General features: G+C 62.9%; 10 protein-coding genes and 2 pseudogenes. 6 read left to right on the top strand and 6 right to left on the bottom strand.

From position 1 onward, the window contains the following. Positions 1–69: 69 nt before the first annotated feature. A complete protein-coding gene (locus tag X735_RS155200) occupies positions 70–645 on the bottom strand; it encodes a GNAT family N-acetyltransferase (RefSeq protein WP_023810530.1) in 576 nt (191 codons plus the stop codon). A 65-nt stretch (positions 646–710) separates the two neighbouring features. On the opposite strand from X735_RS155200, the gene X735_RS155205 reads away from it, so the two are divergent. Then, the gene (locus tag X735_RS155205) at positions 711–2,039 is read left to right on the top strand and encodes a DNA polymerase IV (protein WP_023810529.1); all 1,329 of its coding nucleotides are present in this window, start codon (positions 711–713) and stop codon (positions 2,037–2,039) included. On the opposite strand, the gene X735_RS155210 is transcribed toward X735_RS155205, so the two are convergent. Further along, on the bottom strand, positions 2,036–2,542 hold the full coding sequence (locus X735_RS155210; protein WP_023810528.1) for a hypothetical protein: 507 nt from the start codon (positions 2,540–2,542) through the stop codon (positions 2,036–2,038). The two genes, X735_RS155205 and X735_RS155210, sit on opposite strands and share 4 nt — an antisense overlap. Before the next feature lie 196 nt (positions 2,543–2,738). On the opposite strand from X735_RS155210, the gene X735_RS155215 reads away from it, so the two are divergent. Next, positions 2,739–3,620: a DMT family transporter gene (locus X735_RS155215; RefSeq protein ID WP_023810527.1), complete on the top strand. Its 882-nt coding sequence runs from the start codon at positions 2,739–2,741 to the stop codon at positions 3,618–3,620. 12 nt (positions 3,621–3,632) lie between these two features. Here X735_RS155215 and X735_RS01000000165740 read toward each other — a convergent pair. The 4 genes and pseudogenes from X735_RS01000000165740 to X735_RS155230 form a co-directional block, all read right to left on the bottom strand. Then, positions 3,633–4,437 (bottom strand): annotated as a pseudogene (locus X735_RS01000000165740) (potassium channel family protein). 67 nt (positions 4,438–4,504) lie between these two features. Beyond that, positions 4,505–8,032, bottom strand: coding sequence for a DNA polymerase III subunit alpha (gene dnaE, locus X735_RS155220; protein WP_023810526.1), 3,528 nt, complete (start codon positions 8,030–8,032; stop codon positions 4,505–4,507). A 107-nt stretch (positions 8,033–8,139) separates the two neighbouring features. Then, positions 8,140–10,152: an acetyl/propionyl/methylcrotonyl-CoA carboxylase subunit alpha gene (locus tag X735_RS155225; protein ID WP_023810525.1), complete on the bottom strand. Its 2,013-nt coding sequence runs from the start codon at positions 10,150–10,152 to the stop codon at positions 8,140–8,142. Positions 10,153–10,160: 8 nt separating this feature from the next. Further along, positions 10,161–10,355 carry a hypothetical protein gene (locus tag X735_RS155230; protein WP_023810524.1) on the bottom strand — a complete coding sequence of 65 codons (195 nt, stop codon included), beginning with the start codon at positions 10,353–10,355 and terminating at the stop codon, positions 10,161–10,163. On the opposite strand from X735_RS155230, the pseudogene X735_RS01000000165735 reads away from it, so the two are divergent. From X735_RS01000000165735 to X735_RS155250, 4 genes and pseudogenes are all read left to right on the top strand, one after another. Then, positions 10,354–11,492, top strand: a pseudogene (locus tag X735_RS01000000165735) (S-(hydroxymethyl)glutathione dehydrogenase/class III alcohol dehydrogenase). The gene X735_RS155230 and the pseudogene X735_RS01000000165735 overlap by 2 nt on opposite strands. Positions 11,493–11,558: 66 nt before the next feature. Beyond that, positions 11,559–12,128, top strand: coding sequence for an S-(hydroxymethyl)glutathione synthase (gfa, locus tag X735_RS155235; protein ID WP_023810523.1), 570 nt, complete (start codon positions 11,559–11,561; stop codon positions 12,126–12,128). A gap of 339 nt (positions 12,129–12,467) precedes the next feature. Beyond that, positions 12,468–12,938, top strand: coding sequence for a YaiI/YqxD family protein (locus X735_RS155245; RefSeq protein WP_023810521.1), 471 nt, complete (start codon positions 12,468–12,470; stop codon positions 12,936–12,938). Between the two features lie 31 nt (positions 12,939–12,969). After that, positions 12,970–13,647: a DUF1345 domain-containing protein gene (locus X735_RS155250; RefSeq protein WP_023810520.1), complete on the top strand. Its 678-nt coding sequence runs from the start codon at positions 12,970–12,972 to the stop codon at positions 13,645–13,647. The last annotated feature ends 47 nt before the right edge of the window (positions 13,648–13,694 follow it).

Genomic DNA, 13,694 nt, shown 5'->3' with positions numbered 1-13,694 from the left:
GTCTGGTATGAAATTACCGCTGCAACCGCAAGGTGAGATCGACAACGGCATCCGGGCAGACCATCTCGATCAAAGCACCAGCCGCATCAGCGGGCGACCGGCCTTGCGTTCCACCAGCCGCTCGAAACCCGCCTTCTCGAAGACCCGTGACGAACCGACGAACAGGCCGATCGAGCGCGAATCGCGAGACAGGTCCATCGGGCACGCCTCGAGCAGCCGGGCCCCATTCTGGCGGGCGAAACCTATGCCGCCTTCGACGAGGCGATGCGTGATGCCCCTGCCGCGCGCCTTGGCGCGGATGAAGAAGCAGGAGATCGCCCAAACGGCCGCATCCCCCGCGTCGGCAGGATCGACCGGTGCCGACCCCCTGCCCTGATTGTTCCATTCGGGCACGTCGGCGCGCGGTCCGATCTGCATCCAGCCAACCGCCTGGCCATCCTCGAATGCCAGCAGTCCGGGCGGCGGGCCGGCTTCGATACGCGCCTTGATGTGGTCCTTGTTGCGTTCCCGGCTGCTCTCGCGGCGCATCGCCGGCGCCAGCCGGAAATGCGTGCACCAGCAGCCGTAGCAGGCGCCTTGCTTGCCGAAGAGGTCCTCGAATTCAGCCCAAAGCTCGGGCGCAAGCGGCGCTATGGTCGTGCTCATGCGTTCTCCCCAGGCCAGCCTTGTCGCTGGCCTTGCACTGTCGTACCATTGCTTCTGTTCTCTTTATGTTCGCAGCGATGGCGGCCCCTGTCAACAATCCCGATCACGGTTTTTGCCGCGACTGCCTGATGTTTCAGCGCAGCCCGACGCGCCGCTGCGAGCGCTGCGGCAGCCCCCGGCTTGTGCGTCATCCCGAGCTTTACCGGCTGCATCTGGCCCATATCGATTGCGACGCCTTCTATGCGGCGATCGAAAAGCGCGACAATCCGGCGCTCAAGGACAAGCCGCTGATCATCGGCGGCGGCAAGCGCGGCGTCGTCTCCACCGCCTGTTACATCGCCCGCATCCAGGGCGTCCGCTCGGCCATGCCGATGTTCAAGGCGCTCGAAGCCTGCCCGGAGGCGGTCGTCATCAGCCCCAACATGGAAAAATACGTGCGCGTCGGCCGCGAAGTGCGCGCCATGATGCAAGCGCTGACACCGCTGGTCGAGCCGCTGTCGATCGACGAGGCGTTTCTCGACCTCGCCGGCACCGAACGACTGCACGGCCTGCCGCCTGCTGTGGTGCTGGCGCGCTTCGCGCAGGCCGTCGAGAAGGAGATCGGCATCACCGTTTCGGCCGGCCTGTCCTATTGCAAGTTCCTTGCCAAGATTGCGTCTGATTTTCGCAAGCCGCGCGGTTTCTCGGTCATCGGCGAGGCCGAGGCAGTCGGCTTCCTGGCGGCGCAGCCGGTGACCATGATCTGGGGTGTCGGAAAGGCATTCAACGCCACGCTGGAGCGTGACGGCATCCGCACTATCGGCCAGTTGCAGCAGATGGATCGCGGCGACCTGATGCGCCGCTACGGCACGATGGGCGACCGGCTCTACCACCTTTCGCGCGGCGAGGACGTCCGCCGCGTCGATCCCGACCAGGATGTCAAGAGCGTATCGGCCGAAACCACCTTCGACACCGACATCGCGTCGCTGGAGGAACTGATCGCGGTTCTCAGGGGTCTTTCGGAAAAGGTCTCGGCACGGCTGAAAAAGTCAGGCATTGCCGGGCGCACCGTGGTGCTGAAACTGAAGAGCCAGGATTTCAAGCTGCGCACGCGCAATCGCCAGCTCGGCGATCCGACCCGGCTCGCCGACCGCATCTTTCAGACCGGGGTGGAGCTTCTGCGCAAGGAAACCGACGGCACGAAATATCGGCTGCTAGGCATCGGCGTCAGCGACCTTTCGGACGACGACAAGGCCGACCCGCCCGATCTGGTCGACATCCAATCGCGCAAGCGCGCCATGGCCGAAGGCGCCATCGATGCCCTGCGCGACAAGTTCGGCCGCAAGGCGGTGGAAACCGGCTACACATTCGGCAAGGGCCGCGACGCCCATCCGCCGGAGCCGCTCGAGGATTAGGTGCGCTGCAGATCTATCCTGCTCGTCACCACGCTCTTGCCGGTTTTCGGGTCGGTGTCGATGACGGTCAGCCGCATGCCGTTCTCGCCGCGTTTCTCGACCTTCATCTGCGCCCTTCGGTCGCCATTGACCTCCTTGGCCCAGCGAATGCCCAGGTTGATCGCGTTGCCCGAACGGCTGCCGTTGAGCTGTGCCGGTCCCGTGCGAGAGCCGACATAGATGCCGCTGTATTTGGCGCCGCTGGCCTTCAGATCCGCGCTGATGGCACGCGTGACCACGACAAGCCCCCGGCAATTGCCGTCGAGCGACAGGGAGGTCGATGTCGCGTTCGAGCTGAACGTGCAGGACACGTTCACGGTCGGCGCATCGGTGGTGACCTTGACGATACCCTTGCCGGCGAAATTGCCCTTGAACGACTGGAGAAATTGCGTCTCGTCGGCATGTGCCGCGCCTGCCGCAACCAGTAAACCGCCGGCAAGCGCGAATTGCGCGAAGAATCTCATCGAAGCTCTCCCTGTCGATCTTCAAAAAGGCGGGACGGTCCGCCAGCACGGCTGACCATCGGGACTCAACGCCACTTGCCGTTTCAGGTTCCGCCCGCCACATGACTGTTTCACAACATCCAGCAGTCGCGACTGGCCCAGAAGAATGCCTTGCGTAGCGATTGCGGCAGAAGTCCTGGGCTGCGACATAGCGCGAATGGCACCCACACCCTCGATCCCCAAGGCCGCGTTCTGGATGGCGCTGTCGATCGCTTCCTTCCTTGGGATGACGGTCGCCGGCCGAGCCACGACAGCGGAGCTCAACGTCTTCCAGGTGCTGGAGTTGCGCTCTGTGATCGGCTTCTTCATCCTTCTGCCGCTGGTGATGACGAGTGGCGGCTTTCAAGCCATGCGCACGCGGCGCCCCATTGCCCACATCGCCCGCAACGTCATCCACTACACGGGCCAGGCGGCCTGGCTCTACGCCCTCACTTTGATCCCGCTGGCCGTGCTGATCTCGATCGAATTCACCACGCCGATCTGGACAGCTATCCTGGCGGTGATTTTTCTTGGCGAAAGGCTGAACCGAGCCAAGCTGGCAGCGATCGGGCTGGGGCTGATCGGCGTGGTGATCATCGTGCGCCCCGGTGTCGGCTCGGTCGATCCTGGACATCTCGTCGTGCTGGGTGCCGCGGCCTGCTTCGGCATCTCGGTGGTCACGATCAAGTCGCTGACCCGGACGGACAGCGTCGTGCGCATCATCTTCTGGATGCTGGTTATCCAATCGGTGGTCGGTCTCATCCCGGCGCTTTATACGTGGCGCAACCCGCCACTGGAGCTGTGGCCATGGATCATGCTGATCGCCTTCACCGGCATGTCGTCGCATTTCTGCATGGCCCGTGCGCTTGGTCATGCCGACGCGACCATCGTCTCGCCGATGGATTTCCTGCGCGTGCCGCTATCGGCACTGATTGGCTGGCTGCTCTATAGCGAGCAGATCGACGCCTTCACCGCCGGTGGCGCGCTGCTGATCCTGATGGGCAATCTGCTCAATCTTCAGCGCAGGCCAATGAAGCCGGCCGAAGTGGCGGCGTCGTAGTTCCGCCGGCCGTCAGTTCCCTTCGTCGGGTATGTTGAGGAGATGGCCGCAGGCTTTGCAATGCACGGCGTCCGGCTCGTGCCGCCGCAAGCCGCACTGCGGACAGGGAAACAAAACCTTGGCTGGCCGGAAGATCGCCTGAGCCAGTCTGACAAACAGCGATATGCCGATGATCATGGTGACGATTGCCGTCAGCTTGCCGGCCATGCCCGGCAGCACGATGTCGCCGAAGCCGGTCGTCGTCACCGTGGCGAACGGTGAAATAAAGCGCGTCGATATAGTTCTCCAGGCCGGCGCCAGTGCGGAAGAAGAACGTGTAGACGAAGCCGGTGATGACAAACAGGAAGGTCAAGAGGTTGATGACCGCGTGGCTGGCCTCGCGCCACGGCCGCAGGCCGCGCATCTCCAGATGCCGCCAGAGCGAACCGCTGCGCGACAGCGACCACAGCCGCAGGATGCGCAGGAAGGCGAGATTGGCGAACGCCGTCGGCATCAGCAGCGTCAAAAGGATGAAGACATCGACCCACGACGTCGGCTGCTTCATCAGCCGCAGCATGTTTTTGGAGGCAAGCAGCCGGGCGACCAGGTCCGCGGCGACAAGCGCGGCCGCCGAATAGTCGAGCCAGAGGAATGACGGCTTGTCCTGAAGAACCGGCGTCGCGATGAAGAAAGCGATGATGGCGAGGTCGATGACGACGGCCACCAGTTGGAACCGGAAAGCGGCCGGCGTGCGCCCATGATAGAGCCTGCGCAGCCTGTCACGCAGCCGCGCCAAGGTTGAAACCGTCTGCGACCCGTTCCTCTGTGCCGGCTTCATGCTGACTGCGCTGGCGTTCGCGGCAGCGACCGCCCGGCTGATTGCCGCGCGCGAGAAAGAGCGGGGGTCACACCAACTCCACTTCGACCACGCCCGGCACCGCGCGCATCGCCGAGGCGATCTGCGGCGAAATCCGGTAGCGGTTCGGCAGCTCGATCTCGATTTCCCCCTCGCCCTCTTCCTTGATCAGCACGAAGCTGACCTGGCCTTCGCCCCTGACGGTCAGTTGGCCGGCCAGCGTGTTGATCGGCGAGGCGTTGCGCACGAAAATGCGAAGTGCCTTCTGGATACGGCTTGCCTCGTCCTCCAGCGACTGCACTGAGTTGATGCGCAGATTGACGCCTTCCGGCCTGTCCTCGGCGGCAACGGTGATGACCACGGAGCGGCCGGCCTCGAGCAGATCGCGATATTGCGCCAGTCCTTCGGAAAACAGCACGGCTTCGTACTGGCCGGATGTGTCAGAAAAGGCGATAACGCCCATCTTGTTGCCGGTGCGCGTCTTGCGCTCCTGCTTGGACGTCACCGTGCCGGCCAGACGGCCGGCGGCGGCACCGCGTTTGACGGCCGCCGAAAACTCGGCCCACGTCTGAACCCGCATCTTCTGCAGGGCCGCCTTGTACTCGTCGAGCGGGTGCGCCGAGAGATAGAAGCCGACCACCTGGAATTCACGGTGCAGCCGGTCGGCGGCGAGCCACGGCTCTGTCGCCGGCAGATTGAGTGCCTGCGACTGGGCGCCGAGCGAAGCGCCGAAGATGTCGTGCTGGCCGGAAACCGCATTCTGCTGCGCCAGCGACGCCAGTCCCATCATGCGCTCCACGCCCGCCATCATCGACGCGCGGTCGTGGCCGAAGCAATCGAGCGCACCGGCCATGATCAGGCTTTCGAAGACGCGCTTGCCGACAATCTTGGGATCGACCCGCTCGCAGAAATCAGCAAGGTTCTTGAACGGCCTTTCCCCACGTTGGGCAACGATGTGTTCGACCGCCGCGTCGCCGACGCCTTTGAGCGCCGCCAGCGAATAGTAGATGCGGTTCTCACCGACCTCGAAGGGGCGAAAGCTCGATGTCACCGACGGCGCCAGAACCTCTATGCCGAGGCGTAGCGCGTCCTGGCGGAAATCGGCGAGCTTGTCGGTGTTGCCCATGTCGAGCGTCATCGACGCCGCCAGGAACTCGACCGGATAATGCGCCTTGAGATAGGCGGTCTGGTATGAAACCACCGCGTAGGCGGCGGCATGCGATTTGTTGAAACCATAGTCGGCGAACTTGGCCAGCAGGTCGAAAATGAAGTCGGCTTGCGGCTTGCCGACGCCACGCTCGACAGCGCCGGAGACGAAGCGCTCGCGCTGCTTGTCCATCTCGGCGCGGATCTTCTTGCCCATGGCGCGGCGCAGCAGATCGGCTTCGCCGAGCGAGTAGCCGGACAGCTCCTGCGCGATCTGCATCACCTGTTCCTGGTAGACGATGACGCCTTGCGTCTCCTTCACCAGATGGTCGATCTTGGGATGGATCGACGCCATCTCCTCCTCGCCATGCTTTCTGGCGTTGTAGGTCGGAATGTTCTCCATCGGACCGGGGCGGTAGAGCGCGACCAGCGCGATGATGTCCTCGATGCAGTCGGGCCGCATGCCGATCAACGCCTTGCGCATGCCGGCGCTTTCCACCTGGAACACGCCGACCACTTCACCGCGCGACAGCATGGCGTAGGTGTCGGGATCGTCGAGCGGGATCGTCGCCAGATCGATCTCGATGCCGCGCCGGCGGATCAGCTTCACCGCCGTCTCCAGCACGGTCAGCGTCTTCAGGCCGAGGAAGTCGAACTTCACCAGTCCGGCCTGCTCGACATATTTCATGTTGAACTGGGTGACGGGCATGTCCGAGCGCGGATCGCGGTACATCGGCACCAGTTCCGACAGCGGCCGGTCGCCGATGACGATGCCGGCGGCGTGCGTCGAGGCATGGCGGTAAAGGCCTTCCAGCTTCTGCGCCATATCGAGCAGCGTCTGGACGATCGGCTCCCTCTCGGCCTCTTCGGCAAAGCGCGGCTCGTTGGCGATGGCGTCAGCGAGCTTGACCGGATTGGCCGGGTTCTGTGGCACCATCTTGGAGAGCTTGTCGACCTGGCCATAGGGCATCTGCAGCACACGGCCAACGTCGCGCAGCACGGCGCGAGCCTGCAGCGTACCGAAGGTGATGATCTGGCCGACCTGGTCGCGACCGTATTTCTGCTGGACGTAGCGGATGACCTCCTCACGTCGATCCTGGCAGAAGTCGATGTCGAAGTCGGGCATCGACACGCGATCGGGATTGAGGAAGCGCTCGAACAGAAGCGAGAAGCGCAGCGGATCGATGTCGGTGATGGTCGTCGAATAGGCGACCAGCGAGCCTGCGCCCGAACCGCGGCCCGGCCCGACCGGAATGCCCTGAGCCTTCGCCCATTTGATGAAGTCGGCAACGATCAGGAAGTAGCCGGGAAACTTCATCTTGGTGATGATGCCAAGCTCGAAGTTCAACCGCTCGCGGTATTGCTCGACCGTATAGCCGGCGGTTGGGCCATGCATGGCGAGGCGCGCGTCGAGCCCCTCATGCGCCTGGCGGGCCAGTTCGTCGGCTTCCGCTTGCACCGCGGCGTCATTGTCGGCGACATCGCCGCCGGTGAAGCGCGGCAGGATCGGATTGCGATTCCTGGGATAGTAGGAGCAGCGCAGCGCGATCTCGACAGTGTTGTCGATCGCCTCCGGCAGATCGGCAAAGAGCCGCGCCATATCGGCCTGGCTGCGCAGGAAATTGTCCGGCGACAGCCGGCGACGATTGTCGGCGGCGACGACCGATCCCTCGGCGATGGCGATCAGCGCGTCATGTGCGTCATAGTCGTCACGAGAGGAAAAGAACGCCTCGTTGGTGGCGACCAGGGGCAGTTCATGGGCATACGCCAGATCGATCGAGGATTTTTCGATCACGCGGTCATAACCGGAAACCCGGTCCAACTCGACATAGAGCCGGTCGCCGAACATCTCCTTGAGGGTCAAAAGCCGGGCTTCGGCCAGGTCGCGGCGATCTTCCTTGAGCGCGGTGCCGATCGGTCCGCGCGGCCCACCGCTGAGGCAGATCAATCCGTCACAATAGCCGTCCATCATTTCGGTGGTCAGGTGCACGGCTTCGCCCGGCGGCGTTTCGAGGTAGACGCGGCTAACCAGCCTGACCAGATTGGAATAGCCGGCTTCGGTCGCGGCGAGCAGGACCACCGGCCGCATATCCGGGCCCTGCCGCCTGCGGTCGCGCTGGCCATCGCTGTTTTCGCCGGAAAAGGCGAGCGCCGTCTGACAGCCGATGATCGGCTGGATGCCGTCCTTCACCGCCTTCTGCGCGAATTCCAGTGCGCCGAACAGATTGTTGGTGTCGGTGACGGCGATGGCCGGGGCTTCGTCCTTGACCGCGTGAGCCACCACCTTGCCGATCTGCAAGGCGCCTTCCAGCAGCGAATAGGCCGAATGCACGCGCAGATGGACGAAGGGCCGCGCCGGGGCCTCGGGCCGCGCCGCAGCAATCGCTGCTTCGCGCTTCAGGGGATCGCGGGGAAGTTTTTCGTCGGCCATGGTGCTGTGTGAAGGTCCTTGAGTCGATGGAGATGTATTGTCCGGGACCGCGCGATGCCAGTCCAGCACAAACCGCTGCTGATCACAGGCTGCCGGCCCGGCCAGCCTTACGCAAACTCCATGATCACCGCATCCACGGCCAAGCTGTCGCCTGGCTTGGCGTTGAGTTTGGAGACGACAAGGTCGCGTTCAGCACGCAGCACGTTTTCCATCTTCATCGCTTCGACCACCGCCAATGTCTCGCCGGCCTTGACCTCCTGGCCTTCGGCAACGGCAATTGACACGACAAGGCCAGGCATCGGGCAAAGCAGCAGGTTCGACGTGTCCGGCGCCACCTTTTCGGGCATCAGCCTTTCCAGCTCGGCGGTGCGCGGCAGCATGGCGCGCGCGGTCACCGACATGCCTTTCCAGGCTATGCGAAAGCCGTTGGCAACCGGCCTGACCTGGGCCGTAACCTTGCGCTTGCCTACCGTGCCGCGCCAGATCAGATCGCCCGGCCGCCAGTCTGATGCAACGGTCAACGCCCTGCCGCCCTCGATCGACAGATCGATTTCCATCGGAATGGAAATCATGCCCTCGATAATCGACGCCGACAGATAGTCATCGCCGATCTTTACCACCCAGTCGCGCTTCAGAGCTCCCGAATGCGGCGCCAGCCGCCCGCCCAGCCGGTCGAGCCGGTCACGGCGCAGCAGTTCCACCGCGGTCGCGATCGACGCCAGCACGGCCTTCTCATCGTCGTTCGGTACGACCGGCGCGAAGCCGTCGGGATATTCCTCCGATATAAAAGCGGTCGATATCCGCCCTTCCCGCCAACGCGGATGCTGCATCAAGGCGGCCAGGAACGGAATGTTGTGCTCGATACCGTCGACGACGAAGCTGTCGAGCGCTTCCGACATGGCATCGATGGCCTCCAGACGCGTCGGCGCCCAGGTGCACAGCTTGGCGAGCATCGGATCGTAGAACATCGAGATTTCGGAGCCTTCGGTGACGCCGGTGTCGTTGCGGATGACGACATCGCCGAATTGTCCTTCCTCAGGCGGCCGGTAGCGCGTCAGTCGGCCGATCGAAGGCAGGAAGTTGCGGTAAGGGTCTTCGGCATAGAGCCGGCTTTCCACCGCCCAGCCGTTCAGCTTGATGTCGCTTTGCTTCAGGCCAAGCTTTTCGCCGGCGGCGACGCGGATCATCTGCTCGACCAGATCGATGCTGGTGACGAGCTCCGTCACCGGATGCTCGACCTGCAATCGTGTATTCATTTCAAGGAAATAGAAGTTCTTGTCCTTGTCGACGATGAATTCGACCGTGCCGGCGCTCTGGTAATCGACGGCCTTGGCCAGCGCCACCGACTGCTCGCCCATGGCCTTGCGTGTCGCGGCGTCCAGGAAGGGCGACGGCGCCTCTTCGGCGACCTTCTGGTTGCGTCGCTGGATCGAGCATTCGCGCTCGCCGAGATAGAGCGCGTTGCCATGCGCGTCGGCCAGCACCTGGATTTCGATATGGCGCGGATCGACGATGAATTTCTCGATGAAGAGACGATCGTCGCCGAACGAGCTCTTGGCTTCCGAGCGCGCGCGGTCGAAGCCGTCGCGCACTTCGGCCTCGCTCCAGGCGATGCGCATGCCCTTGCCGCCGCCGCCGGCCGAAGCCTTGATCATCACGGGATAACCGATCTCGCCGGCGATCTTTTCGGCATGGTCGGCATTCTCGATGACGCCGAGCCAGCCGGGCACGGTGGAAACCTTGGCGGCGTTGGCGAACTTCTTCGATTCGATCTTATCGCCCATCGCCTTGATCGCCTTGGGCTTCGGGCCGATGAAAATGATGCCTTCCGCTTCCAGCGCTTCGCAGAAAGCCGCCCGCTCGGACAGGAATCCGTAGCCGGGATGCACGGCCTGGGCTCCCGTTTCCTTGCAGGCGGCGATGATCTTTTCCGGGACGAGATAGCTCAGCGCGGCTGGCGAAGGCCCGATATGCACCGCCTCGTCGGCCCTCTCGACATGCACGGCATCGCGATCGGCATCGGAATAGACGGCAACCGTGGCGATACCCATCTTGCGCGCCGTCTTGATGACGCGGCAGGCAATTTCGCCGCGATTGGCGATCAGGATTTTCGTGAACATGCGAAATGTCATCCCCTCGGGTCGGCCGTTCCTTTTATGGCCTGTGCTTGCAGGGTCAAGCCGACCATGCAATTCACTGCCTTCCAATCGATCTGCGATTCCAATTCACCGCTGTGGACCAGTCCTGGCACCAGGTTCCGGTTGATCGTGTCGATAAAACCTGAAACCTTGGAAAAAAATTCGCATTGGAGGAACTGCCCCATGAAAACCCGCGCCGCTGTCGCTGTCGCCGCCGGAAAGCCGCTGGAGATCATGGAGGTCGATCTCGACGGCCCACGCGAGGGCGAGGTGCTGGTCGAGATCAAGGCGACCGGCATTTGCCACACCGACGAATTCACGCTGTCTGGCGCCGATCCGGAAGGCCTGTTTCCAGCCATCCTCGGCCATGAGGGCGCCGGCGTCGTCGTCGATATCGGCAAGGGCGTCACCTCGCTCAAGAAGGGCGACCACGTCATCCCGCTCTATACGCCCGAATGTCGCCAGTGCCATTCCTGCCTGTCGCGAAAGACCAATCTGTGCACGGCCATCCGCGCCACCCAGGGCCAGGGCCTGATGCCCGATGGTTCATCGCGCTTCTCGATCGGCAAGGACAAGGTCTTTCACTATATGGGCTGCTCGACTTTCTCCAATTTCACCGTGCTGCCCGAGATCGCGCTGGCCAAGGTCAACCCCGACGCCCCCTTCGACAAGATCTGCTACATCGGCTGCGGCGTCACCACCGGCATNCCACCGGCATCGGCGCTGTGATCAACACCGCCAAGGTCGAGATCGGCGCCACCGCCGTCGTCTTCGGCCTCGGCGGCATCGGCCTCAACGTGATCCAGGGCCTGAAACTTGCCGGCGCCGACATGATCATCGGCGTCGATTTGAACAACGACAAGAAGGAGTGGGGCGAGCGGTTCGGCATGACGCATTTCGTCAATCCGAAGGAGATCGACGGCGATGTCGTGCCCCACCTCGTCAACATGACCAAGCGTGGCGCCGACCAGATCGGCGGCGCCGACTACACATTCGACTGCACCGGCAGCACCAAGGTGATGCGCCAGGCGCTGGAAGCCTCGCATCGCGGCTGGGGCAAGTCGGTCGTCATCGGCGTCGCCGGCGCCGGACAGGAGATTTCGACAAGGCCGTTCCAACTGGTCACCGGCCGCACCTGGATGGGAACCGCCTTCGGCGGCGCGCGCGGCCGCACCGACGTGCCCAAGATCGTCGACTGGTACATGGACGGCAAGATCCAGATCGATCCGATGATCACCCACACGCTGAAGCTCGAGGACATCAACAAGGGGTTCGACCTGATGCATGAGGGCAAATCGATCAGAAGCGTCGTCGTTTACTGAGGAAGACCACAAACCGCCGACCAACGGCCAGCGACCCCTGTGGTTCACAACTGGGAGGAGAAAAGAATGGCGGAGAAACTGCATCCGAAAATCGACAATGGCTTGCCGAAGGAAAGCGCAAGCTTTGCCGGCGGCACGCTGGTCTGCGCCTGCACCAGCAAGCCGGTGAAGGTGAAGGTCAAAGGCCAGATCGCCCACAATCACGCCTGCGGCTGCACCAAATGCTGGAAGCCGGAAGGCGCGGTGTTCTCAGTCGTTGCCGTGGCCGGCACCGGCGACGTCACCGTCACCGAAAACGGCGACAAGCTGAAGGTGGTCGACCCCTCAGCGCTGATCCAGCGCCATGCCTGCACCGGCTGCGGTGTCCACATGCACGGGCCGGTCGAGCGCGACCATCCGTTCAAGGGCCTGTCCTTCATCCATCCCGAACGCTTCGAAGAGGACGGTTGGTCGCCGCCGGGCTTTACCGCCTTTGTCTCATCGATCATCGAGTCCGGTGTCGATCCGAAGGGGATGGACGGCATCCGTTCGCAGCTGAAGACAATCGGGCTGGAGCCCTATGACTGCCTCAACCCCGGCCTGATGGATTACATCGCCACCTGGACGGCGAAGAAGTCCGGAGCGCTGCCGGCCTGAACGATTGCGGGCTGGACCTTCCTGGTCCGGCCCGCACCAGCCGTTCGAAAGCTTGCAAAGGCATGGTCATAATCCGCATCAAATTTCGCGACGGGCAAGCGTCAGGTATCCACCGCATTCGCAATTTCGGCGAAGACCTCTGGCGAACATTTCGCGACAACAAACGCGTCAGCATCGACCTCGGCGAAATCGATAGATGCATTGACGAGATCACATTCAGCGCCCGAGGCCCGTATGTGAAGAGAGCGGTGAAAGAAGCCGAAATGCTGATGCGCGAACATATGGTCGACAAGGAAGCCGAGNAGCCGAGATCGTGGTCGAAGACGGCACCACCCAAGCATGAGCGAACTCCCCGCCATTCTCGTCGATGCAGACGCCTGCCCGGTCAAGGCCGAGGTCGAAAAAGTGGCCGACCGGCATGGCGTCGTTGTCACCTACGTCTCCAATGGCGGCCTGCGGCCATCGCGCGATCCGATGATCCGCAATGTCGTGGTCTCCAAGGGCGCTGATGCCGCCGACGACTGGATCGTCGACAATGCACGCACCAACGACATTGTGATCACCGCGGACATTCCGCTGGCCGCCCGCGCGGTGGCGCTCGGCGCCCATGTGCTTGGGCCAACGGGGCGCCCCTTCACTCCGGAAACGATCGGCATGGCGATGGCGATGCGTGACCTGAAGCAGCATCTGCGCGAGACCGGCGAAAGCAAGGGCTACAATGCCAGCTTCGCGCCACAAGACCGGTCGCGGTTTCTGGGCGAACTCGACCGCATCTTGCGGCGGGCGCTCAAATCCGCCACACCAGACTAGAAACCGAGCGCCATCCAAGGTTGGAACCGACATGGCTGCCGAAACCCCGGTGAAGTCTCCCATTCAGCGCCACATGCTGTTCGCTGTGTCGGCCTGCGTTGGCGTTTTTGCGCTTCTCGTGGCGTTGCTGCTGCACGCCCCGCTTGCCTATTCGATCGGCGCCAACGCGTTCTTTGCCGCCTATGTCATTCTCGTCGTCGCCCAGATGCCGAAGTTCACCGGCAGGTATCTGAGCAGGAATGCGCGTGCCACGGACCAGCCTGTGCTGGTCATCTTCGCCGTGACGCTTGTCGTCGTCGGCGTTGCCGTTATCTCATTGTTCCTGCTGATCAATCAGAAGGACAGAAGCCATCCCGTCGAGCTCACCTTCGCGCTGCTGTCGATCCCGCTCGGCTGGTTCACCATCCATGCCATGGCAGCGCTCCATTATGCCCATGTCTACTGGATGGACGGCGATGCGGTGGATGCCGAGACCAGGAAGAAAATCCCGGTCGGCGGACTGCTGTTTCCGGGCGACAAACGGCCGGAGGGCTGGGATTTCCTGTACTTCTCGACGGTGATCGGCATGACCGCACAGACTGCCGATACCAACATCTCGACAACGCATATGCGTCGTGTCGTGCTTGTCCATTCCATCCTGTCGTTTTTCTTCAACACGGTCATCGTCGCCGCTGCCGTCAATCTCGCCGTCAGCCTGGGCGGTCCGTAATAAATCCGTGATCGGATGAAACATCGGTTTGGATCGCGACGTATCAG

Source organism: Mesorhizobium sp. L2C084A000 (genome assembly GCF_000502875.1).
In the GTDB taxonomy this organism is placed as follows: Bacteria; Pseudomonadota; Alphaproteobacteria; order Rhizobiales; family Rhizobiaceae; genus Mesorhizobium.
Note: the sequence above shows the minus strand (reverse complement) of the source record. Positions and strands in the feature narration are given on the sequence as shown.

What these genes read in the sequence shown, in the direction of transcription:
- X735_RS155200 (WP_023810530.1), bottom strand. Translation starts at nt 645, where the DNA reads ATGAGCACGACCATAGCGCCGCTTGCGCCCGAGCTTTGGGCTGAATTC.
- X735_RS155205 (WP_023810529.1), top strand. Translation starts at nt 711, where the DNA reads ATGTTCGCAGCGATGGCGGCCCCTGTCAACAATCCCGATCACGGTTTT.
- X735_RS155210 (WP_023810528.1), bottom strand. Translation starts at nt 2,542, where the DNA reads ATGAGATTCTTCGCGCAATTCGCGCTTGCCGGCGGTTTACTGGTTGCG.
- X735_RS155215 (WP_023810527.1), top strand. Translation starts at nt 2,739, where the DNA reads ATGGCACCCACACCCTCGATCCCCAAGGCCGCGTTCTGGATGGCGCTG.
- dnaE (WP_023810526.1), bottom strand. Translation starts at nt 8,032, where the DNA reads ATGGCCGACGAAAAACTTCCCCGCGATCCCCTGAAGCGCGAAGCAGCG.
- X735_RS155225 (WP_023810525.1), bottom strand. Translation starts at nt 10,152, where the DNA reads ATGTTCACGAAAATCCTGATCGCCAATCGCGGCGAAATTGCCTGCCGC.
- X735_RS155230 (WP_023810524.1), bottom strand. Translation starts at nt 10,355, where the DNA reads ATGGGGCAGTTCCTCCAATGCGAATTTTTTTCCAAGGTTTCAGGTTTT.
- gfa (WP_023810523.1), top strand. Translation starts at nt 11,559, where the DNA reads ATGGCGGAGAAACTGCATCCGAAAATCGACAATGGCTTGCCGAAGGAA.
- X735_RS155245 (WP_023810521.1), top strand. Translation starts at nt 12,468, where the DNA reads ATGAGCGAACTCCCCGCCATTCTCGTCGATGCAGACGCCTGCCCGGTC.
- X735_RS155250 (WP_023810520.1), top strand. Translation starts at nt 12,970, where the DNA reads ATGGCTGCCGAAACCCCGGTGAAGTCTCCCATTCAGCGCCACATGCTG.